Annotated in this window: 11 protein-coding genes; 7 read left to right on the forward strand and 4 right to left on the reverse strand. The window is 69.0% G+C overall.

Annotated elements, in window-relative coordinates; genetic code table 11:
• Positions 1-9 precede the first annotated feature (9 nt).
• From AC3ANP_RS10810 to AC3ANP_RS10825, 4 genes are all read right to left on the reverse strand, one after another.
• Entirely contained in the window at positions 10-1440 is a 1431-nt protein-coding gene (locus AC3ANP_RS10810; RefSeq protein ID WP_488330185.1) for a dicarboxylate/amino acid:cation symporter, read from the reverse strand.
• A 263-nt stretch (positions 1441-1703) separates the two neighbouring features.
• Positions 1704-3410 carry a DUF885 domain-containing protein gene (locus tag AC3ANP_RS10815; protein ID WP_488330186.1) on the reverse strand — a complete coding sequence of 569 codons (1707 nt, stop codon included), beginning with the start codon at positions 3408-3410 and terminating at the stop codon, positions 1704-1706.
• A 53-nt stretch (positions 3411-3463) separates the two neighbouring features.
• Positions 3464-3706 carry an acyl-CoA carboxylase subunit epsilon gene (locus AC3ANP_RS10820; RefSeq protein WP_488330187.1) on the reverse strand — a complete coding sequence of 81 codons (243 nt, stop codon included), beginning with the start codon at positions 3704-3706 and terminating at the stop codon, positions 3464-3466.
• Positions 3703-5286 carry an acyl-CoA carboxylase subunit beta gene (locus AC3ANP_RS10825; RefSeq protein WP_488330188.1) on the reverse strand — a complete coding sequence of 528 codons (1584 nt, stop codon included), beginning with the start codon at positions 5284-5286 and terminating at the stop codon, positions 3703-3705. Before AC3ANP_RS10825 ends, AC3ANP_RS10820 begins: the two co-directional genes overlap by 4 nt.
• A gap of 415 nt (positions 5287-5701) precedes the next feature.
• On the opposite strand from AC3ANP_RS10825, the gene AC3ANP_RS10830 reads away from it, so the two are divergent.
• The 7 genes from AC3ANP_RS10830 (at position 5702) to AC3ANP_RS10860 (ending at position 23140) form a co-directional block, all read left to right on the forward strand.
• The gene (locus tag AC3ANP_RS10830) at positions 5702-6655 is read left to right on the forward strand and encodes an SDR family oxidoreductase (protein ID WP_488330189.1); all 954 of its coding nucleotides are present in this window, start codon (positions 5702-5704) and stop codon (positions 6653-6655) included.
• A gap of 107 nt (positions 6656-6762) precedes the next feature.
• The gene (locus AC3ANP_RS10835; RefSeq protein ID WP_488330190.1) at positions 6763-7674 is read left to right on the forward strand and encodes a biotin--[acetyl-CoA-carboxylase] ligase; all 912 of its coding nucleotides are present in this window, start codon (positions 6763-6765) and stop codon (positions 7672-7674) included.
• Positions 7667-8263, forward strand: a complete 597-nt coding sequence (locus tag AC3ANP_RS10840; RefSeq protein WP_488330191.1) for a PH domain-containing protein — start codon at positions 7667-7669, stop codon at positions 8261-8263. The genes AC3ANP_RS10835 and AC3ANP_RS10840 overlap by 8 nt, the downstream gene beginning before the upstream one ends.
• Entirely contained in the window at positions 8253-9464 is a 1212-nt protein-coding gene (locus AC3ANP_RS10845; RefSeq protein ID WP_488330192.1) for an adenylate/guanylate cyclase domain-containing protein, read from the forward strand. Before AC3ANP_RS10840 ends, AC3ANP_RS10845 begins: the two co-directional genes overlap by 11 nt.
• 150 nt (positions 9465-9614) lie before the next feature.
• The gene (locus tag AC3ANP_RS10850) at positions 9615-15788 is read left to right on the forward strand and encodes an Ig-like domain-containing protein (protein WP_488330193.1); all 6174 of its coding nucleotides are present in this window, start codon (positions 9615-9617) and stop codon (positions 15786-15788) included.
• 160 nt (positions 15789-15948) lie between these two features.
• Positions 15949-22077: an Ig-like domain-containing protein gene (locus AC3ANP_RS10855; protein WP_488333025.1), complete on the forward strand. Its 6129-nt coding sequence runs from the start codon at positions 15949-15951 to the stop codon at positions 22075-22077.
• A gap of 91 nt (positions 22078-22168) precedes the next feature.
• Positions 22169-23140, forward strand: a complete 972-nt coding sequence (locus tag AC3ANP_RS10860; RefSeq protein ID WP_488330194.1) for an AAA family ATPase — start codon at positions 22169-22171, stop codon at positions 23138-23140.
• The last annotated feature ends 61 nt before the right edge of the window (positions 23141-23201 follow it).

Raw genomic sequence — 23201 nt, forward strand, 5'->3', positions numbered from 1 at the left:
GCGGCGGATCTAGGCCCTGGTGCCGGCCAGTTCTCGCTCATCCAGGGTGCCGCCGTCGGCGTCCGTAGCGGCGGCGACGGGGACATCGTCACTGAACGGATCGCCGTTGCGCGGGGCGTTGTACAGTGCCTCGTCCAGGATGCCCTGGCGCTTGGCCACAATCGCCGGGATCAGCGCCTGCCCGGCCACGTTGACCGCGGTGCGGCCCATGTCCAGGATCGGGTCGACGGCCAGCAGGAGCCCGACACCGGCCAGCGGCAGGCCCAGGGTCGAGAGCGTCAGGGTGAGCATGACGACGGCGCCGGTGGTGCCGGCGGTCGCGGCGGAGCCCAGCACGGCGACGAGGGCGATCAGCAGGTACTGGCTGAAGTCCAGGTGGATGCCGAAGAACTGGGCCACAAAAATGGCCGAGATAGCCGGGTAGATCGCGGCGCAGCCGTCCATCTTGGTGGTGGCACCCAGCGGCACGGCGAAGGAGGCGTAGGCACGGGGGACGCCCAGGTTGCGTTCGGTGACCCGCTGGGTCAGCGGCAGGGTGCCGATCGAGGAGCGGGAGACGAAAGCCAGCTGCACGGCCGGCCAGACGCCGGAGAAGTACTGCTTGATGGACAAGCCGTGGCTGCGGACCAGGGCCGGGTAGACCACGAACAGGACGAGGGCCAGGCCGACGTAGATGGCGAAGGTGAACTTGCCGAGCGCGCCGATGGTGTCCCAGCCGTAGACGGCGACGGCGTTGCCGATCAGGCCCACGGTGCCGAGCGGGGCGATCCGGATGATCCACCACAGGACTTTCTGGATCACGGCCAGGGCGGAGGCGTTGAGGTTCAGGAACGGTTCGGCGGCCTTGCCCACCTTCAGCGCGGCGATGCCGACGGCGATGGCAATCACCAGGATCTGCAGCACGTTGAAGCTGACCGCGGTGCTGGCCACGCCGTCGGTGACGGTGGTGCTTGCCCCGAGACCGAGGAAGTTCTTCGGGAACAGCCCGATCAGGAACGCCCACCAGTCGCCGGACTTGCCGGCGTACTTGGCCTCCTGGGTGATCCCGGTACCGGCGCCGGGCTGCAGCAGCACCCCCAGCCCGATGCCGATCAGGACGGCAATCAGCGAGGTGATGGCGAACCACAGCAGCGTGTTCCAGGCCAGCCGGGCCGCGTTGGACACGGCGCGCAGGTTGGAAATCGAGCTGACGACGGCGGTAAAGATCAGGGGCACGACGGCGGTCTGCAGCAGCGAGATGTAGCTCGAGCCGATGGTCTGCAGGGTGGCGCCGAGGGCGTTGGGGTTGGTCTTGGTGCTCCCGGTGTATTTCGCGAGCAGGCCGAGGCCCAGGCCCACGATCAGGGCGGCAATGATCTGGAAGCCGAATGAGCGGGCCCAGGAGGGCAGCTGGAAACCGGGCTTTCCTGCGGGTGCGGAGGTGCTTGTCTGAGTGGTCACCCGGACACGCTAGGGCCGATGTCCTTATCATGACGAACCAACGTTGAGAAATGTTACGCGGCCCTGGGTCGGCCAGTGCCCCGGAACCCCGCCAATCCGCCTCGCAATCACCCATTTGTGAAGTTATTCCAACCGTCACTGTGGCCATTGTCACCCCGGAGGCCCGGACCACGCCGAGATGACAGTCCGCGCCAATGTTTTCAAAAAACACTGCCGCGAACTGCCATTTCGCGCACGGCCCGGGGGAGGACTACTACCCGGGCCTACCCCAGCAGCGCCCGCTTCAGGGTGTCCAGGCCCACGGAGCCGATGTTCAGCGCCTTGGTGTGGAAGGCCTTGAGCTCAAAGCCCGGGCGGGACTCAAGCTCGGCCCGGATCTGCTCCCAGAGCCGTTGTCCCACCTTGTACGAGGGTGCCTGGCCGGGCCAGCCGAGGTACCGGGTGAACTCGAACTTGAGCTGGCCCTCGCTGATCGCCAGGTTCTGCTTGAGGAACTCATACCCGGCCTCCGGGGTCCAGGTCCCGGAACCCCAGCGTTCGGGCACCTCCAGTTCCAGGTGCACGCCGATGTCGAACACCACCCGGGCGGCCCGCATGCGCTGCATGTCCAGCATGCCCATGTGGTCGCCCGGATCCTTCAGATAGCCCAGCTCCTGCATCAGCTTCTCGGCGTACAGGGCCCAGCCTTCGCCATGGCCGGAGGTCCAGCACACGTTGCGGCGCCACTTGTTGAGCAACTCGCGCCGGTAGGTGGCGGTGGCGACCTGCAAATGGTGGCCGGGAACGCCTTCGTGGTAGACGGTGGTGGTCTCGGCCCAGGTGGTGAAGGTGTCCTCGCCCGGCGGCACGGACCACCACATCCGGCCCGGCCGGCTGAAGTCGTCAGACGGCCCGGTGTAGTAGATGCCGCCTTCCTGGGTGGGGGCGATCTTGCACTCAAGCGTCTTCATGGGGCCCGGGATGTCGAAGTGCACCCCCGCGAGGTCGGCCACCGCCCGGTCGGAGAGGTCCTGCATCCAGTTCCGGAGCGCTTCGGTGCCCAGCAGCTGCCGGGCCGGGTCATTGTTGAGGATTTCCTTGGCCTCCGCTACCGAGGCGCCCAGCCGGATCTGGTCGGCCACGCGCTCCTGTTCGGCGATCAGGCGGTCCAGCTCCTGCACACCCCAGGCGTAGGTTTCCGCCAGGTCCACTTCGGCGCCGAGGAAGGAGCGCGACGCCAGGGCGTAACGTTCCCGGCCGACGGCGTCTTTTTCCGGAGCCACCGGCAGCAGTTCGGCTTCCAGGAAACCGGCCAGCCGGGCGTAGCCGGCGCGGGCGGCGGCAGCACCGGCGTCGAGCTTGGACTGCACGTCCTCCGGCAGCGGGCCCTCCGCGGTGGTGGCTTCGGTGGCGAGTTTGGCGAAGAAGCCGTCATCCGCGGCGTGCTTGGTGGTTTGTTCGATGACGATCCGGACCTGGCGGGCGGCGGCAACGCGGCCGGCGTCCCGGGCCGTGCGCAACGACTCGATGTAGCCGTCCAGCGCGGCCGGCACGTTGTGCGCCCGGCCGGCGATGTGGTCCCACTGGGCGGCCGTGTCCGTGGGCATCAGGTCGAAGATTGCCCGGATTTCCTGGGCGGGGGAGGCGATGTTGTTCAGCTCGGCGAGGTCCCAGCCCGAGTCATGGATTTCCAGCTGCAGGCCCAGGCGTTCCCGCATGGCATCGAGGGTGACGGCGTCGACGTCGTCCGCGGGTTCCAGCCCGTCCAGCGCGGCGAGGGCCTCGCGCGCGGCGGCAGCGAACTCCTCGTGGCCTGCGGGGGAGAAGTCCTGGTATTCCGTCTCGTGGCCGGGCAGTCCCAGCTCGGTGGCGAAACTGGGGTTAAGCCGGATCAGGGTGTCCGTGAAGGCGTCGGCGACGGCGTCGATCGCGGTCTGCGGACGGCCCGGGACGGGGCTGGGTGTGGTGTTATCAGTGGTTTCGGTAGTCACCCGAACGAGACTAGCCGGGCCGCGGCCGTTATGAAAGGGTTACTGAACTTTTCCTAGCCGCGGCTGCGCTTCCAGGACCCGGGGCCTGGTTTGGGCGCCAGCTGCAGCTGCTGCCGGCGGATCCAGTGCCGGGCGCTCGGCTTCGCCGGTGCTGCGGTTCCGGTGTCGCCCAGCGCAAGGACGACGGCGGTGAGCGCCGCGAGTTCCTCCGCGGTCGGGGATCCCTTGACGACGGCGAGCAGCGGCTGCTCTGCCGGCAAGGCGGCAGCTTCGATCCCGGATTCCGACGTCGTCACAGCGGGATGTTCCCGTGCTTCTTGGCCGGCAGGCTGGCGCGTTTGTCCCGCAGCGCCCGCAGGCCCTTGATGATCTGCAGGCGGGTCTCGGACGGGGCGATGACCGCGTCCACATAGCCCAGCTGGGCGGCCTGGTACGGGTTGAGCAGCTCTTCCTCGTACTGCCGGATGACGTCCGCGCGCTTAGCTTCGACGTCGCCGCCGTCCGCCGCGACCGCGGCGAGCTCGCGGCGGTACAGGATGTTCACCGCGCCCTGGGCCCCCATCACGCCGATCTGCGCGGTGGGCCAGGCCAGGTTGAGGTCGGCGCCGAGCTTCTTGGAGCCCATCACGATGTACGCCCCGCCGTACGCCTTGCGGGTGATCACGGTCAGCTTCGGTACCGTGGCCTCGGCGTAGGCGTAAAGCAGCTTGGCGCCGCGGCGGATGATGCCCTGGAACTCCTGGTCCTTGCCCGGCAGGAAGCCCGGCACGTCCACCAGCGTGATGATGGGGATGTTGAAGGCGTCGCAGTGCCGGACGAAGCGGGCGGCCTTCTCCGAGGCGGCGATGTCCAGGGTTCCGGCGAACTGCATCGGCTGGTTGGCCACGATGCCCACCGTGTGGCCCTCGACGCGACCGTACCCGATGATCACGTTCGGGGCGTAGAGCGACTGCATTTCCAGGAAGTGCGCGTCGTCGACGATCTGCTCGATCACCTCGCGCATGTCATAGGGCTGGTTGGCCGAGTCCGGGATCAGCAGGTCGAGGGCGAGGTCGTCGTCGTCGGGCTCCAGCTCCTGGGAGTGCTCCAGCACCGGGGCCTCGGCGAGGTTGTTGGAGGGCAGGAAGTCCAGCAGTTCGCGGACGAACTCCACCGCATCCGCCTCGTCGGCGGCGAGGTACGTGGAGGTGCCGGTGTTCGCGTTGTGCTGCCGCGCCCCGCCCAGGGTTTCCATGTCCACGTCTTCGCCCGTGACGGTCTTGATCACGTCCGGGCCGGTGATGAACATGTGCGAGGTCTTGTCCACCATGACCACGTAGTCGGTCAGGGCGGGGGAGTAGGCGGCGCCGCCGGCGGAGGGGCCCATGATGAGCGAGATCTGCGGGACGACGCCGGAGGCGTGCACGTTGTTGCGGAAGATGTCCGCGAACATGGCCAGCGAGGCGACGCCTTCCTGGATGCGGGCGCCGCCGCCGTCGAGGATGCCCACCACGGGGCAGCCGTTGCGCAGTGCGAACTCCTGGACCTTGACGATCTTCTCGCCGTTGACCTGGCTGAGCGAACCGCCGTAGACGGAGAAGTCCTGGCTGTAGACGGCGACGGGCCGGCCGTCCACGGTGCCGTAACCGGAGACCAAGCCGTCGCCCAGCGGCTTCTTCTTCTCCATGCCGAAGGCGGTGGACCGGTGCACGGCGAGGGCGTCGAACTCCACGAAAGACCCGGCGTCGAGCAGCAGGTCGATGCGCTCGCGGGCGGTGTTCTTGCCGCGGGCGTGCTGCTTCTCGATCGCTTCCGGGCCGGAGGGCTGCTCGGCACGGGCCTGGCGGTCGCGGAAATCGGCAATCTTTCCCGCGGTCGTGGTCAGATCGTGGCTCATCAGGTGTCTCCGGCTCTGTTGTGCTGTGCGTGTTCGGTACGGCGGCCGGGCCTGGACGCTGCCCGGCCCGGCGCTTAAGTGGGTTCCCCACAAAAACACGGCCGTGCTCGCAAGTCTAATGACGGTATTCGCCCGGGACGCTGTAGGAACCCTACAATTTTCGTTCGGACGCCACGCCCGTTTCCTTCGGGGCGCCGCGCTCGTTTCCCGGGGGGACGCCACGCCCGTTTCGTTCGGAGGCCGCGCTCCCGCCCAGTTACCGGGGTACGGCCCGCGTCCGGCCGGCGTGTTTGTGCGGGCAGCGGTCCCGGTCCGGCGCCGCGGACCCCAGTAACCGGGCAGGAACGTCATCGGCTGCGCCGGAACCCGGGAGAATGCTATGTTACCGGCGGGTAACATCGGCTAGAGTGGACTCATGACTTCAAGCAATGACGCTTCGGGCGCCGTCCGCCACGGCGCCGACCCCGCCGACCCCGCCGGCCAGCACACGACCGCCGGCCAGCACACCGCGCACCGGCCCTACCGTTCCTCGGCCTCGCTGCGGGGCAACACCCTCCTGATGTCGGGCGGCAGCCGCGGCATCGGCCTCGCCATCGCCCTGCGGGCCGCGAGCGACGGCGCCAACATCGTGCTGCTGGCCAAGACCGGGCAGCCGCATGCCAAGCTCGAAGGCACCGTCTACTCGGCTGCCGAGCAGATCGAGTCTGCCGGCGGCCAGGCGCTGCCGCTGGTCGGGGACGTGCGCAACGACGACGACGTCGCCGGCGCGGTGGCCGCAGCGGTGGAACGCTTCGGCGGGATCGACATCGTCGTCAACAACGCCTCCGCGATCGACCTCTCCCGGACCGATGCCGTGGACATGAAGCGCTACGACCTGATGCAGGACATCAACGTCCGCGGCACCTTTTTGCTCAGCAAGCTCGCCCTGCCCGCGCTGCGCGAGTCCGCCGCCGGGCAGATCCTGACGCTGTCGCCGCCGCTGAACCTCGACCCCAAATGGGCCGGCATGCACCTGGCCTACACGATGGCCAAGTACGGCATGAGCCTGACCACCCTGGGCCTGGCCGAGGAACTGAAGGTCGATGGCATTAACGTGAACTCGCTTTGGCCCTGCACCTTGATCAACACCGCGGCGATCCGCAACATGCCCGGCGGCGAACGCATCGTCCAGGGCGCGCGCGGGCCGGAGATCATGGCGGACGCGGCGCACGCTGTACTCACCGGGAGCAACGCCATCCCGGACTCCGGCAGCTGGAGCGGCAACTTCTACACCGACGAGCAGGTGCTCGCGGCCGCCGGCGTCACGGACTTCACGCCGTACAGCCTGGGCGCGACGGAAGACCGGCTGGTTCCCGACATCTTCCTCTAAGCAGGGCAGGCCCCAGTGGTGGGTCCCGCCGGCAGACCTCCGGCAGACCTCCGGCAGACCTCCGGCAGACCTCCGGCCGGCCGCCGGTTACTCGGTAGGATTCAACCATGGAAGCTGCGCAGGAGACCCCGGACCGCCCACCCCTGGACCGGGGCGCCCTCGCCGACGCCGCTTTCCTCAGCTCCGCCGGCATTCCCCGGCTGGACGTGGTGGAGTCCACCGGCTCCACCAACGCCGATCTGCTGCGGGACGTCGCCGTGGACCCAGCCGCCTGGCCGGACCTGTCGGTGCTCGCGGCCGAGTACCAGAGCGCCGCGCGCGGCCGGCTGGAGCGGCGCTGGGAGGCGCCTGCGCGCAGTTCGGTGTCGGTCTCGGTCGTGCTCCGTCCGGTCAATGCGGACGGCCGGCCCCTGCCCACGCAGTGCTACTCCTGGCTGTCGCTGCTCGCCGCCCTCGCACTGCGGGAGACGCTGCTGGAGACGGCAGGAATCCCGGCGGAACTCAAGTGGCCCAACGACGTCCTGGTCCGGGGCAAGAAGATTGCCGGCATCCTCGCGCAGCTGGGCGCCAGGTCCGACGGCGGTGCGCCCCCGGTGGTCCTCGGCACCGGCCTCAACGTCACCCTCACGCAGTCCGAGCTCCCGGTTCCCACCGCCACGTCCGTACTGCTGGAGCAGCCGGCCACGGTGGACCGTACCGTGCTGCTCACCAGCTACCTGTCCCGTTTCGCGTCGCTGTACCGGAGCTTTTGCGACGCCGACGGCGACCCTGCCGCCGGGCTTGCCGGCGGTCCCTCCCTGCACCACCGGGTCGGCCATGTGCTGACCACGCTGGGCAAGCAGGTCCGTGCGCAGCTGCCCGGCGACAATGAAATCATCGGGCACGCCACCCGGCTGGACGAGTACGGCTCGCTGCTGGTGGTCGATGCCGGCGGCCACGAGCATGTGGTGACGGCGGGCGACGTCGTGCACCTCCGCCCCTGGACGCCGCCCGGCGCCGGCGAAAGCGGCTATGCGTAAAGAGCTGTTCCCCGGCGAGCAGGTGATTGTGGTAACCCGTCCGCAGCCGCGCAGGCTCATTCTTCCCGCGCTGGTGTTGATCCTGGTGGCCGCCCTGGCCGCCTACGCCAGCGCCTGGATCGTGAAAGGCAACCCGGCGCGGCTGGTCCCGCTCGTCACTCCTGACTGGACGCCGTGGCTGGTGGGTGCCTGCCTGGCCGCGGCCGGCTGGACCCTGGCCGCGTACTGCCTGCCCCGGGTCCTGGCCTGGCAGGCCAGCCGCTACATCCTGACCAGCCGGCGGCTGGTGGCCCGGTACGGCCTGTTGCGACGGCGCGACCAGCAGGTTCCGCTCGCCGCAGTCCGTAATGTCTTCATTGAACAGACCCTGCTGCAACGGAGCCTTCGCTCCGGGACTATATCCTTGGATACCGGGTACCCCTCCAGCACGGTGCTTCCGGACGTCCCCGAGGTCATGACGTTCCGGAACTTCATCCTCGACGCAATCGACGAACTTCCGGAGGGCGAACTGCTTGAGGCCGACGACACGCTGGACGGCTCCGGCCACTGGCCAGGGGAGATAGGGGAAGGTGGAAGAGATGAACGCTGAGAACGCGCACCCCGACACCGGTCTCCTGGCCGTCGACGCCGCTGCCGAAGGACCTGCCGAACCCGCGGAAGCCGCTGAAGCCGCGCGTGACGCTGCCGCGTCCAACGGCCACCACGCCTCCGCCCCGGCGTCCCCCGCGGGCCCGGCCACCGGCAGCATCTCGACCGACCGGCTCGCGGCCAAGGCCCTGGAGCAGCGGCTGCTGGGCGGCGAACGAAAACTCCGCCGGCGCGAGGTGGCCGCCGGCGCCGGCCTCTCGCTGCTCTCGGCCCGGAAATTGTGGCGGGCCCTCGGGTTTCCCAACCTTGGCGATGAGGATGTCGCGTTCACCGAGCGGGACCAGGCGGCGCTGAACACGATCGTGGACCAGGTCCGCACCGGCAAACTGACCGAGGAAGCAGCCATTTCCGTCACCCGCGCCATCGGCCAGATGACCGACCGCATGGTGGTCTGGCAGATCGAGGCCCTGGTCGAGGACATGGTCCACCAGCAAGGCGTCAGCGACGCGGTCGCCCGCAAGCGCCTGGTCAACGAACTGCCCGCCCTGGTGGACGCGCTGGAGGACATGCTGGTCTACTCCTGGCGGCGCCAGCTCAATGCCGGCGTGCAGCGCCTCGCCGTGCGCGCCGAGGCCGGGCTGGCCTCCAGCGAGGAAGGCCGCGAGGGTGACGAGGACGACGCGCCGCTGCCGCTGGCCCGCGGCGTCGGGTTTGCCGACCTGGTCTCCTACACCAGCCTCTCGCGCCGGATGAACGAAAAGACGCTCGCGCAGCTGGTGCAGCGGTTTGAAAACAGGTGCGCCGAGATCATCTCCGTCGGCGGCGGACGCCTGGTCAAGACCGTCGGCGACGAAGTCCTTTACATTGCCGAGACCCCCGCCGCCTGCGCGGAAATCTCGCTGGCCCTCTCGCAGGCCTTCAACGAGGATGAAATCCTGCCGCAGGCCCGCGTGGCCATGGTGTGGGGCCGGATCCTTTCCCGGCTCGGCGACATCTACGGTCCCACCGTGAACCTGGCCGCCCGGCTCACGGCACTGGCCGATCCCGGCACCGTGCTGGTGGACTCCATGACCGCCGCCGCCCTGGACCAGGACGAGCGCTTCGTGCTGCTGCCCCGGCCCGCGGAGAACGTCCGCGGCTTCGGCGAGATCCACCCGGTGGAGCTGCAGCGCGGCCGCGGCAAAGGACTCGTCGTGGACTAGCCCAGCCGGCACCACCAGCCCTGCCGCCTGCCACCGGGCCGCACGGGGTTTCTCAATTCGATGGCCAATATGCCATAGTCGTGGATATCTGACCACAGCTACGGCACTTCACCACGCCCGCAGGGCGTGCCACACGGGGGCAGCGGGAACATGAAAAACATCCTGGACGGGGTGCGGGCAAAAAACCGTGCCGGCTTCCGTGCTCCCCGCAGGAACCGCCGCAAGCGCCTGTTGGCTGGTACTGCTGTGGCGGTGGCTGGTGCGGTGTTGGTGGCTGCGGCGGTGTTGTATCCGGGGTTTAAGACCACTGAGGTGGAGTTGAATGACGGTGGCGTGTGGGTGGTGTCGAAGGCGAAGAACGCGGTGGGGCGGTTGAATTATCCGTCGCGGGTGTTGGATGGGGCGGTGACGCCGGCGTCGACGAAGTTTGACGTGCTGCAGGATGCCGGGACGGTGTTTGTTGATGACGCGTCGGGGGCGACGTTGAACCAGGTCTCGGCGGCGCAGATGCGGCTGGGTGGGGAGAAGAAGTTGCCGGGCTCTGCCGTGGTGAGTTTCGGGTCGAGGGTTGTTGCGGTGACGGATCCGGCGAAGGGTGCGGTGTGGGCGTTGTCCCCGTCGACGGTGAATGGTTTTGATCCGGAGAATGCGGAGCCGGTTGTGGCGGGTGCTGCCGGGCTGGTGTCGGTGGTGGGTTCGGATGACCGGATCTACAGTGTGGACCCGAAGGCGGGCCGGGTGACGGTGACCGCGGTGGATGCCGGGGGCAGGGCGACGGATTCGCAGTCCAGTACCTGGGAGGGGCTCAGGGGTGCCGGGGCCGTGCAGGTGACGGTGGTGGGGGATGCGCCGGTGGTGTTGGATGCCGGGCGGGGGAAGCTGTTCCTGCCGGGCGGGCGGGAGCTGGCGCTGGAGAACGCAAAGGACGCAAAGCTGCAGCAGCCGGGTCCGGCGGCGGATGTGGTGGCGGTGGCGACGCCGAAGGCGTTGCTGAAGCAGCCGTTGAATGGTTCGGCTGCGGTGGTGGTGGCGTTTGGCGGGCAGGGGGTGCCGGCGGCGCCGGTGCAGTTGGGCGGGTGTGTGCATGCGGCGTGGTCGGGGGCGAATAAGTATGTCCGGGACTGCGTGAATGATGCCGATGACAAGACGGTGCCGGTGCCGAAGGCCAGTGCGTCGCCGTCGTATGTGTTCCGGGTGAACCGGGATCTGGTGGTCCTCAATGATGTGAATTCGGGCAATGTGTGGCTGGTGAACCAGAACATGCAGCTGGTGAACAACTGGGACGACGTCATCCCGCCCAAGCAGACCTCGGATGACGCGGACAAAGACTCCGCGGACGAGGTGCAGCGGACCGTCCTTCCGGACCGCAGCAAACCCAACAACCCGCCCACCGCCAAACCGGACAGCTTCGGCGTCCGGGCCGGCAAAACCACCATCCTCCCGGTCCTGGACAACGATTCCGACCCCGACGGCGACGTCCTCACCGTCCGCGCCCCCGAGCCGCCCAAGTCCGGGCTGCTCGCACCGATTTACGGGGCCACCGGCTTCCAGATCAGCGTCGGCGCCGACAAGACCGGTGCGGAGACCTTCAAATACACGGTCGACGACGGCCGCGGCCTGTCAGCGTCCGCGGACGTCACCCTCAACATCGTCCCGCCGGGGGAGAACGCCGCGCCCCGGCAGAAACCGAACCGGAACACCACCCTGGTGGTCCAGTCCGGCAAGGTCGTCAGCCAGAACATCCTCCCCGACTGGATCGACCCCGACGGCGATGACCTGTTCGTCGTCGGCGCCGCCGGCAGCGACCCCCGCGACCAGGTTAAGGTCCGGCCCGACGGGATGCTCAGCTTCCAGGACTCCGGCGCCGAAGTCGGCCGCAAGACCATCACGGTCACCGTATCGGACGGCCGGTCCACCGCCGAGGGCAAGGTCACCGTCGAGGTCCGGCCGCCGGGGGCCCTGCCGCCCATCGCCAACGCGGACCACCTGGTCGCCGTCGCCGGCGTCGATACCGTGGTCACCCCGCTGAAGAACGACTCGGACCCGCAGGGCGGGACGCTGCGCCTCGCGCAGGTCACCCCGGACGGCAACTCCACCGCCACCCCCGGCGCCGACCAGCAGACCTTCACCTTCAACTCCACCGCGCTCGGCGCCCACTACGTGTCCTACCTGGTCACCAACGGTCCCGCCAGCGCCCAGCAGTTGGTGCGCGTCGACGTCGTCCCCGGTGGCGGCGACGGCGCCCCGGTGGCGGTCCGCGACACCGCACTGCTGCCCAGCGGCGGCAGCGTCCTCGTCGACGTCCTGGGCAACGACTCGGACCCGTCCGGCGGCGTGCTGGTGGTCCAGTCCGTGACCGCCGGGGACGGGCTGCCGGTCAGCGTCGCCGTCCTGGACCACTCCGTCGTCCGGATCACCGACCTCCGGGCGCAGGGACAGCTCACCGTCAAATACACCATCTCCAACGGCAAGGCCTCCGCTTCGGGCGAGATCGCCGTGCTGGTGGTGCCCGCCCCCGCAAAGTTGCAGGCGCCGCAGGCCAAACCCGACGAGGCCACCGTCCGCGCCGGCGACGTCGTCACCATCCCGGTGCTGGCGAATGACACCGACCCCAACGGCGGCAAGCTCACCCTCGAACCGGTGCTGGCCCAGCAGCCCGACCCCGCCGACGGCCGCACGTTCACGTCCGGCCAGACGCTGCGCTTCATCGCCGGCGGCGTGGCGAAAACGGTCTACGCGATCTACAAGGTCACCAACGCCTCCGGGCAGTCCGACTCCCAGCAGGTCACCATCCGGATCCGCGCGCGCGACGACGAACGCAACACGCGTCCGGAACCGAAAAACCTCACCGCCCGCGTCGTGGCCGGAATGACCGTCCGGATTCCGGTGCCGCTGGACGGCGTGGACGCCGACGGCGATTCGGTGCAGCTGATCGGCGTGGACAAGGCCCCCGCGATGGGTACTGCCGTGGTCAAAAACGGTTTCCTGGAGTTCACCGCCGCCGGCACCGCCGCGGGCACCGACACCTTCAGCTACCGGGTCCGGGACCGCATCGGAGCTGAGAACACCGGCACCGTGATCGTCGGCATCGCCCCGCCGGAGGCCAACAACCAGAAGCCCATCGCCGTCGACGACGCGGTGGATGTCAGGCCGGGGCGGAAGATCGCCGTCGACGCGCTCACCAACGACTCGGACCCCGACGGGGACCCGATCAGCCTGGTGGGCAACGGGTTTGACGCCCGCCCCGAACTCGCCGTCGAAGCGGCCGACGGCGGCAAGGTCCTGCTCACCGCACCCGCCGCCGCCGGCAACGAGAGCGTCAGCTACAAAATCCAGGACGACAAGAAAGCCCAGGCCAGCGCCGTCATCCGGGTCCACGTGAGCCCGGACGCGGCGCTGAAGGCTCCGGTCGCGAAGGACGACGTGGTCACCGCGGCGGAGACGCTGGGCAAGTCCGCCGTCGACGTTCCGGTGCTGAAAAACGACTCCGACCCCGACGGCGTCGCGGCCGAGCTGAAGATCGCGCTGCCGGACGGGAACCCCAACGCCCGTGTCTCCGGCGACGGGACCGTCCGGGTCGCCCTCGCGCCGAAGGACCAGCTGGTCCCGTACACCGTCACCGACGTGGACGGCCTGAGCGCCACCGCCGTCATCTGGGTTCCGGGCCAGGGCGAGCAGCACCCCACGCTGGCCAGGACGGACGTCCTCGAGGTCATGGCCGGCAAGGAGGCCAGCCTGGACCTGGCCGAGTACGTCAGGGTCCGGGACGGCCGCACGCCCCGGATCACCCAGGTGGACAGGGTCCGGGTACAGGGCGCCGAACCGGACAACGTCGTCACCGGCAACGGCAGCAGCCTGCGCTACGCCGCGTTGAAAGACTACGTCGGCCCCGGATCGGTCACCTTCGAAGTCACCGACGGCGCCGGGCCGGACGATCCTGCCGGCCTCAAAGCCACGCTCAGCATCATGACCAAGGTCATCCCCGACCCCAACGCGAACCATCCGCCGACCTTCAGCGGCGCCGCCCTGGACGTCCCGAAGGGTGAAGCGGCCAGCCTGGAACTGCGCCACCTGGCCAAGGACGTGGACGCCGGCGACGGGGAAAAACTGAAGTTCGAGCTCGACGGCACCCAGCCGGACGGGTTCAAGGTGTCCGTGGAGGGCGGCACCCTGAAGGTGGCGGCAGATTCCGCGAAGGCGGCCGGCTGGAAGGGAAGCATCCCGCTCAAGGTCACGGACGGCCGTTCCGCGCCGGTCCGGGCCACCGTCAGCGCCACTGTGGTGGCCTCGAACCGGCCGTTGCCGGTCGCGAACGAGGACGTCGTGGACAAGGCCGACGCCGGCAAGCCCCAGACCGTCAACGTCCTGGCCAACGACTTTAACCCGTTCCCGGAAACGCCGCTGCGGATCGTCTCCGCCAGCGTGGAGACCGGCTCCGCCGCGGGGCAGCCCGCAGTCTCCGGCGACTCCATCAATGTCACCCCGGCCGCCGGTTTTAGGGGGGTGATGGTGGTCCGCTACACCGTGATGGACAAGACCGACGACGTGTCCCGGCAAACCGACGGACGGCTCCGGATCACCGTGCGGGACCGGCCCGACGCACCGTCGGCCCCGACGGCGACGGACGTCCGCAGCCGGACTGCCGTGCTCAAGTGGACGCCGCCGTCGGACAACGGCGCGGCCATCACCAAATACACCGTGCGTTCCGGCAACGGCTTCAGCCAGGAGTGCCCGACCACCACCTGTACCCTGAGCGGGCTGACCAACGACGTCAAATACGTCTTCACCGTCTCCGCCACCAACGAGGTCCGCGAATCCGACCCCTCGCCGCCGTCGAACGAGATCCGGCCCGACGAGAAACCCTCCCCGCCGGACGCGCCGACCGTGAAGGCCGGCGACAAAAACATGGTCATCGCCTGGTCCGCAGCCAGGACCGAGGGCTCGGCGGTGAAGAACTACAACCTGGAAATCTCGCCGCCGCCGGCGAACGGGGTGGCCGTGAAGAACGGGGTGGCCGGACTGAACTACACCTGGCCCGGGCTGACCAACGGCGTGCGCTACAAGGTGCGGGCGCAGGCCGTGAACGACCTGGGCCCCTCCGACTGGGGGCAGTACTCGGCCGAGGACAACCCGGCCGGGGTCCCGGCCGCGCCCGGAGCGCCGACGTCGTCGGTGGCGTCCGCGGTGGGCAGCTCCAACCAGCTCAAGGTCGACTGGAACGAACCCAACACCAACGGCGATGCCATCAAGAACTACTACGTCACGATGAGCGGCGGCGGCGGCGCGGCCCAGACCCAGGTGGTGGCGGGCACCGTCCGGACGGCGAACTTCTCCGCCAACAACTCGGAAGCGTCGTACACGTTCACCGTGCAGGCCGAGAACAAGGCCGGCAAGGGCGCCGTCAGCGCGCCCTCGGCGCCGCGGCGCGCCACCGGCAAGCTCGGCCAGGTCTCCGGCGTGAGCGCCACGGAAGCCAACACCGGCGGCGCCGGGCGCTCCGTGACTGTCACCTTCCGCGAGCTCACCGCCGCGGAACGGAACGGCTCAGCCGCCTCCGAGGTCAGCTACACCTACCGGGCCAGCACGGGCCAGTCCGGGCCCATCAAACCCGGCCAGACCGTCGGCGGCTTCGCCAACGGCGCCGCCACCGCCATCACCGTGACCGCCAACTCCTCCGTCGCGCCCAGCTCGGACGCCAGCGCACCGGCGACCGCGAACCCGTACGGGTCGCCCGGAACGCCGTCCGCCTCCGGAACCGACGGCGCCGAAAACCAACGCAGCCTGACCCTCAGCTGGGGCTCACCGGATGCCGGCAGCCATGACATCGCCTACACCCAGATCCGCATCGACGGCGGCGGCTGGGAACGCGTCGGCGCGTCCGGCAGCCGCACGATCAATACCGGCGGTTTCAACGAACGGCACAGCATTGAGGTCCAGACCGTGAACTCCAGGGGAAGCGGCGGCGCCCTGGCCTCCGCTTCCGCACAGTCCGGAGCCCAAAAGACCCGCTGGACCACCCGGCTAAACACCGGCATGGACCGCAGCTGCACCGACCTGCCCGGCCCCACCTCCTACGACCCGGCGAAAAACACCTGTGACGGGCAGGGCGGCTATAACCGGCCCTGGATGTCCCACTTCGACACCTTCGACGTCATGTGCTGGAAGCCGCACGGCACCACCTACAGCGGCGACGGCCAGTGGTACTACATCATGCGCGGCTCACCGAACGGAACCCGCTGGATCCAGTCACTGCACACCTCCATCGGGTCCCCGGCGCAGAGCGGGGTACCGGCGTGCAACTTCCCGACCGGCGCCACGCCATGACCGGCCGGCACAGGAACCCGCGCCACCCCGCCGGGCAGTTCTCCCCATCGCCCGCGTCCAACGCCTTGGGTAGGCTGTCGCGGGGGATGGGCGGCCAGGCCATGCCCGGGGAACCACAGAATCTTGAAGGACATCGAAAGCCGTGACACGACTCTTCGCCATGCCGGGCGCCAGGAAGCCGCGATCCGGGAAGTTCGGCCCAGGCACGCGCCGCAAGCGCCTGTTGGCTGGTACTGCTGTGGCGGTGGCTGGTGCGGTGTTGGTGGCTGCGGCGGTGTTGTATCCGGGGTTTAAGACCACTGAGGTGGAGTTGAATGACGGTGGCGTGTGGGTGGTGTCGAAGGCGAAGAACGCGGTGGGGCGGTTGAATTATCCGTCGCGGGTGTTGGATGGGGCGGTGACGCCGGCGTCGACGAAGTTTGACGTGCTGCAGGATGCCGGGACGGTGTTTGTTGATGACGCGGCGGGGGCGACGCTGAACCAGGTCTCGGCGGCGCAGATGCGGCTGGGTGGGGAGAAGAAGTTGCCGGGCTCTGCCGTGGTGAGTTTCGGGTCGAGGGTTGTTGCGGTGACGGATCCGGCGAAGGGTGCGGTGTGGGCGTTGTCCCCGTCGACGGTGAATGGTTTTGATCCGGAGAATGCGGAGCCGGTTGTGGCGGGTGCTGCCGGGCTGGTGTCGGTGGTGGGTTCGGATGACCGGATCTACAGTGTGGACCCGAAGGCGGGCCGGGTGACGGTGACCGCGGTGGATGCCGGGGGCAGGGCGACGGATTCGCAGTCCAGTACCTGGGAGGGGCTCAGGGGTGCCGGGGCCGTGCAGGTGACGGTGGTGGGGGATGCGCCGGTGGTGTTGGATGCCGGGCGGGGGAAGCTGTTCCTGCCGGGCGGGCGGGAGCTGGCGCTGGAGAACGCAAAGGACGCAAAGCTGCAGCAGCCGGGTCCGGCGGCGGATGTGGTGGCGGTGGCGACGCCGAAGGCGTTGCTGAAGCAGCCGTTGAATGGTTCGGCTGCGGTGGTGGTGGCGTTTGGCGGGCAGGGGGTGCCGGCGGCGCCGGTGCAGTTGGGCGGGTGTGTGCATGCGGCGTGGTCGGGGGCGAATAAGTATGTCCGGGACTGCGTGAATGATGCCGATGACAAGACGGTGCCGGTGCCGAAGGCCAGTGCGTCGCCGTCGTATGTGTTCCGGGTGAACCGGGATCTGGTGGTCCTCAATGATGTGAATTCGGGCAATGTGTGGCTGGTGAACCAGAACATGCAGCTGGTGAACAACTGGGACGACGTCATCCCGCCCAAGGACCAGTCGGACGACCAGGACCAGGAATCCGCGGACAACAACACCATCAACATCCTGCCGGACCGCACCAAGCCCAACCGGCCCCCGGAGACCAAGCCCGACGCCGTCGGCGTCCGGCCCGGACGCACCACCGTGCTGTCCGTGCTGGATAACGATTCCGACCCCGACGGCGACGTCCTCACCGCCTCGGTGGCCGGCGACGGTCCCGCCGCGGGCAGCCTTGAGAGCATCTACGGCGGCACCGCCTTCCAGATCACCGTCCCGGCCGGGGCGAAACCCGGCACCGAAACGTTTCGCTACAATGCCGCCGACGGCCGCGGCCTCTCCGCCGCCGGCAGCATCACGCTCAGCGTCGTAGCCCCGGAGGACAACAAGCCCCCGCTGTTCAAACGCGGCGAACCCACCACCCTGCTGGTCGAGCAGGGCAAGGCCGTCAGCCAAAACATCCTCACCGACTGGATCGACCCCGACGGCGACGACCTGGTCCTGCTGGACGCCAAGACGGACAACGCCCAGGACCAGCTCCAGGTGCGCCGCGACGGGCTGCTCAGCTACCAGGACTCCGGCGCCGCCCCGGGCAAGAAGACCGTGACCGTCACCGTCTGGGACGGCCGTGCCACCGCCACCGGCAAGGTCATCGTCAACGTGCAGCCGCCCGGTGCCCTGCCGCCGGTGGTTAACGCCGACCACGTCACCGCCGTCGTCGGCCAGGACCTCGTGATCGCGCCGCTGAAGAACGACGTCGATCCCAACGGCGGCGCCCTGCGCCTCGCCCAGGTGGAAGCCGCCGGCCCGGCGCAGCTGGGACCGGTGACCGACGGCGGTACCTTCACCTTCCGCAGCGACACCCCGGGCCCGATCTACCTGACCTACCTGGCCAGCAACGGCCCGCAAAGCACGCAGGGACTGATCCGGGTGGATGTCGAGTCGGGCAAGGACGTAGGCAACCCGGTCGCCGTCCACGACCTGGCGCTGATGCCGGTCGGCGGCAGCGTCCTGGTCGACCCGCTGGCCAACGACTCGGATCCGGCCGGGGGAGTGCTGGTCCTGCAGTCCGTCCAGCTGCCGGAGAACGCCACCGCCTCCGTCAGCGTGATCGACCACAGCGTCCTCCGGGTCACCGACGTACTCAGCAGCAAGGAACCCTTCAGCTTCCGCTACACCGTGTCCAACGGCACCGCGTCGGCCACCGGCAGCGTCGCTGTCGTTCCGGTCCCCGCTCCCGCCGTAGTCGAGCCACCCCAAGCCAAACCGGATGAAGTCAATGTCCGGATCAACGATGTGGTCACCATCCCGGTGCTTGCCAATGACACCCACCCGCAAGGCGCTGAACTGACCCTGGACCCGGTCCTGCCGCAGCCGGTCCCCGCCGCCGACGGCAAAAGCTTCGTCTCGGAGAACACGCTGCGCTTCATCGCCGGCAGCGTACCCAAGACCGTCCACGCCATCTACAACGCCGTGGACCCGCAGGGCCAGAAGAGCGCTGCCGCCGTCACCATTCACATCCTCCCGCTGGAGGGCACACAGAACTCCCGGCCGCAGCCCGCGAACCTCACCGCACGCGTGGTGGCTGCCGGCACCGTGCGGATCCCGGTGGCACTGGACGGCATCGATCCCGACGGCGACTCGGTCCAGCTGACCGGGATCGACAGCCCGCCGTCGAAGGGCACCGCCACGGTGGGCAGCAACTTCATCGACTTCACCGCCGCCGCCGACGGCGCCGGAACGGACACCTTCCGCTACCAGGTGGTGGACCGGCAGGGAGCGGTCAACACCGGCACCGTGACCGTGGGCATTGCCCCGCGCGGCGACACCAACCAGAAGCCGACCCCGGTGGACGATGAAGTCAAGGTCCGGCCCGGCCGCCAGATCGCCGTGGATGCGACCGCCAACGACACCGATCCCGACGGCGACCCGATCCGGATCCTGGCCAACGGCATCGACGCGGCCCCGGAGCTGCAGGCCACGGTCAGCAAGCAGAGCGGCCGCATCATCCTGCTGGCCCCCGGCAAGGAAGGCACCGCAAACGTCCGGTACACCGTGGCCGATGACCGCGACGCCCAGGCCCAAGCCGTCATTGCCGTCAAGGTTCAAAACGACGTACCCCTGCAGGCGCCGATCGCCCGGGACGACCGGGTCACCTCGGCCCAGACCCTCGGCAGGACCGCGGTGGACGTTCCGGTGCTGAAAAACGACGAGGATCCGGACGGCGTGGGCGAAAGCCTGTTGGTGGCGACCGAGGCCAAGACCGCCCGGCCCGGCACTGAGGGCAACGTGATAGTGGAGCTGACCGAGGCGCCGCAACTGATCCCCTACACGGTCGAAGACATCGACGGGCAAAAGTCCACGGCCATCATCTGGGTTCCCGGCCTCAGCCAGCAGGTGCCGACCCTCGCCAAGGACGACGTCCTAGAGGTGGCGGCCGGCGCCTCCGTCACCGTGGACCTTAAAGACTGGGTGAAGGTCCGCGACGGCCACACGCCGCGGCTCACCCAGGCAGACAGCATCAAGCTGATCGGCGCAGACGGGTCCGACCCGGTCGCCGGCGGCGGAACCGGCCTGAAATACACCGCCGGCCGGGACTACGCGGGCCCCGGCTCGCTCAGTTTCGAGGTCACCGACGGGACCGGCCCGGATGACCCGGCCGGCCTGAAATCCACCCTCAGCATCCGCACCAACGTGCTGCCGGACCCCAACCGCAACAACCCGCCCGTGCTGCTCGGCAGCCAGGTGGACGTGCCCAAGGGGGATACCGCCAGCATCGACCTGGCGAAACTGACAGCCGACCCGGACGACGGCGACCTCGACGGCATGAAGTACGAACTGGCGGGCACTGTTCCGGCAGGCTTCGCCGCCAGCATCGATGGGAAGACCCTGCGGGCGTCGGCCAAGGACGGGACGGACGCCGGCACCACCGGGGCCGTCCAGGTCAAGGCCCGGGACCGCCGCGGACTTGAGGCGACGGCCACGTTCCAGCTGGCGGTCACCGCCTCCAACCGGCCCAAACCGGTGGCCAACGATGACGTCGAACCGAACGCCGCTGCCGGCAAGCCCGTCACGATCAACGTCCTGGCCAACGACGCCAACCCGTTCCCGGAGACGGCGCTGAGGATCGTCTCCGCCGGCACGGAGACCGGGTCCGGCACCGCCGAGGTGGCCGGCGACGCGGTCACCGTCACGCCGGCAGGGGGATTCTCCGGATCCATGGTGGTGGCCTACACGGTGGCGGACAAGACCGGGGACCCGTCCCGCCACGCCACCGCACGCATCCGCCTCACGGTCAAGGACAAGCCGCTGGCCCCAGGCGCGCCGCAGGCCCAAAGCACCGGGGACCGTACCGCTCTGCTGACCTGGACCCCGCCCGCGGACCGCGGCTCGCCCATCACCACCTACACCGTCCACGGCGAGGGCGGCTACCGCCAGGACTGCCCGGCCAACACCTGTACCCTGACCGGGCTGACGAACAACGCGAAGTACCACTTCCAGGTCACAGCCACGAACGCACTGGGTGAGTCGGACCGGTCCCCGGCCTCGGCGGAGGTGCGCCCCGACGTCAAGCCGGACACGCCCGCGGCGCCGTCGCTGAGGTTCGGCGACAAACAGCTGAGCGTGAACTGGGTTGCGCCGGCCTCGAAGGGCTCCGCGATCAAGTCCTATGACCTGGAAATTTCGCCCGCCCCGGCCGGCCAGAACGCGCAGGTCCAGAACCTCACCTCCGCGAGCTACGTGTGGAAGGGACTGAAAAACGGCGTGGCCTACAAGGTCCGGGTACTGGCGCGCAATGACGCCAAGGAACCCTCGGAGTGGAGCCCCTACTCCGCCGCCGAGACGCCCGCCGGCGCCCCGCTGACCCCGTCGGCGCCGACCGCGTCGGCTGCGCCGCCGGTCGGCAGCCAGAGCCAGCTGAAGGTCAGCTGGACGGCGCCGAACAACAACGGCGATGCCGTCAGGTCCTACACCCTGACCACCCTCCGCGGCGGGACCCGCGTTGGCAGCCAGCAGGTCTCCGGTACCGCACAAAACATCACCGTGGAGAACTCGGAGGCGGATTACACCTTCACCGTCGCCGCAACCAACAAGGCCGGTACCTCCGGAACCAGCCCGCAGTCCGCGCCGATCCGGGCAGCCGGCAAGCCTGGCACGGTAGCAGGCGGCACCGTCGCCGCGCCGGGCAACAGCGGCCAGTTAAACGTGACGTTCACCCCGCTGAACCAGGCCCAGCGCAACGGCTCGCAGGCTTCCGAGATCAGCTACCGGTGGTCCACCGCTTACGGGTCCGGCCCCATCAGCGCCCCCGGCGGCACAATCACCGGCCAACCCAACGGCAAGAGCGTCACCGTCAACATCATCGCCGTCTCCACCAAGAACAACATCTCCGGAGACGGCAAGGCGATCGGCTCGGCCGTTCCCTACGGACCGCCCGGTACCCCCGGCGTCACCGGGGGCACCTCGGCCAAAGGCGACGGCCAGGTGCACTGGACCTGGGCGGCCCCGAATGACAACGGCCGTCCCATCAACCGGTACGAGGTGAGCTACGACGGCGGCGGCTGGACCAGCGTCGGCCTGAAGCGCAGCTACGACCGCAGCGCTGGCGGCTGGAACCAGGGCCACACCCTGGCGGTCCGCGCCTGCAACGGCACTGACGGGACCAAGGACTGCGGCGGCACCGGCAGCGCCAGGGCCACCTCCGGCCCCGATCCCACCCCCGCGCCGGTCGGGCCCAAGCTCTGGAACGGCACCGTCAACGTCAACAGCTGCCTCGAGGACGCCAAGGGCTCCGGAGACCACTGGACCGGCGGGAACTGCTCGTCCTACATGATGCCGAAGGGCTCCAACCTCGGGCTCGAGTGCTACCGCGACGGTTGGGGCGCCCACCGCTGGTACTACATCTACGAAAAGGGCGGCAGCCGTTGGACCAACCAGTACCGCTTCATCCGTTCCGACACCGTCAACGGAAGCACCGCCGGAATGGGCTCATGTCCGTCGAGCTACTGATGCCGCCCGCCCCACCGACCGCCGGATACCGCCGGCCAGCCCCGCCCTCACCCGGCCACGCCTTTCACCAGCAACAGAAGAGGACCAACCCATGACCATGACCACCGAACAGGCCGAATGGTTTGCCGGCACCTTCGAGACCCTCGTCGCCAACGTGGGCCAGGCGGTGCTGGGCAAGTCCCACGTCATCCGGCTGACCTTCACGGCAATGCTGGCCGAGGGGCACGTGCTCTTCGAGGACGCCCCCGGCACCGGCAAGACCTCCCTGGCGCGCGCCCTCGCCGCCACCGTCCAGGGCTCCAACAACCGGATCCAGTTCACCCCGGACCTGCTGCCCTCGGACGTCACCGGCGTGACCATCTACGACCAGAAGACGCAGAAGTTCGAGTTCCACAAGGGACCCATCTTCAACAACATCGTCCTTGCCGACGAGATCAACCGCGCCTCGCCCAAGACCCAGTCCGCGCTGCTCGAGGTCATGGAAGAATCCCGCGTGACCGTGGACGGCGTCACCTACGAGGCGGGCCGGCCGTTCATGGTGCTGGCCACCCAGAACCCGATCGAGCAGGCCGGAACCTACCGGCTGCCGGAGGCCCAGCTTGACCGCTTCCTGATGAAGACCTCGATCGGCTACCCGGACCACGCCTCCACGGTGCAGCTGCTCGGTGGCGCCAACCTCAAGGACCGGTCCAAGGAAATCACCGCCGTGATCACCACCCAGGCGATCGCGGACATGGCAGACCTTGCAGCCACCACGCACGTGGATACCGCCGTGCTCGAATACATCTCCCGGCTCTGCGAGGAGACCCGCAACGCACCGGAGACACGCCTCGGCGTGTCCGTCCGCGGCGCGCTGGCCATGGTCCGCGCCGCCAAGGTCTGGGCCGCCAGCCAGGGCCGGAACTTCGTCCTGCCCGACGACGTCAAGGACCTCGCCGCCGTCGTCTGGACGCACCGCCTGGTGATGGACCCGGAAGCGGAGTTCTCCGGTGCCACCCCGGAGGCCGTCCTGACCCGGGTGCTGGCCGACGTGGCCGCCCCGCAGCAGCGCGCCACCGTGTAACGCGGCCCGTCCCACCCAGTCCAGCACCCGGGCAGCCCATCCTGCCGCCCGGCGCCACGCA

Source organism: Arthrobacter sp. JB02-1C, assembly GCF_057748045.1.

Coding starts and splice junctions, on each gene's coding strand:
- AC3ANP_RS10825 (WP_488330188.1), bottom strand. CDS start 5,286: ATGAGCCACGATCTGACCACGACCGCGGGAAAGATTGCCGATTTCCGC.
- AC3ANP_RS10830 (WP_488330189.1), top strand. CDS start 5,702: ATGACTTCAAGCAATGACGCTTCGGGCGCCGTCCGCCACGGCGCCGAC.
- AC3ANP_RS10835 (WP_488330190.1), top strand. CDS start 6,763: ATGGAAGCTGCGCAGGAGACCCCGGACCGCCCACCCCTGGACCGGGGC.
- AC3ANP_RS10840 (WP_488330191.1), top strand. CDS start 7,667: ATGCGTAAAGAGCTGTTCCCCGGCGAGCAGGTGATTGTGGTAACCCGT.
- AC3ANP_RS10845 (WP_488330192.1), top strand. CDS start 8,253: ATGAACGCTGAGAACGCGCACCCCGACACCGGTCTCCTGGCCGTCGAC.
- AC3ANP_RS10850 (WP_488330193.1), top strand. CDS start 9,615: ATGAAAAACATCCTGGACGGGGTGCGGGCAAAAAACCGTGCCGGCTTC.
- AC3ANP_RS10855 (WP_488333025.1), top strand. CDS start 15,949: ATGCCGGGCGCCAGGAAGCCGCGATCCGGGAAGTTCGGCCCAGGCACG.
- AC3ANP_RS10860 (WP_488330194.1), top strand. CDS start 22,169: ATGACCATGACCACCGAACAGGCCGAATGGTTTGCCGGCACCTTCGAG.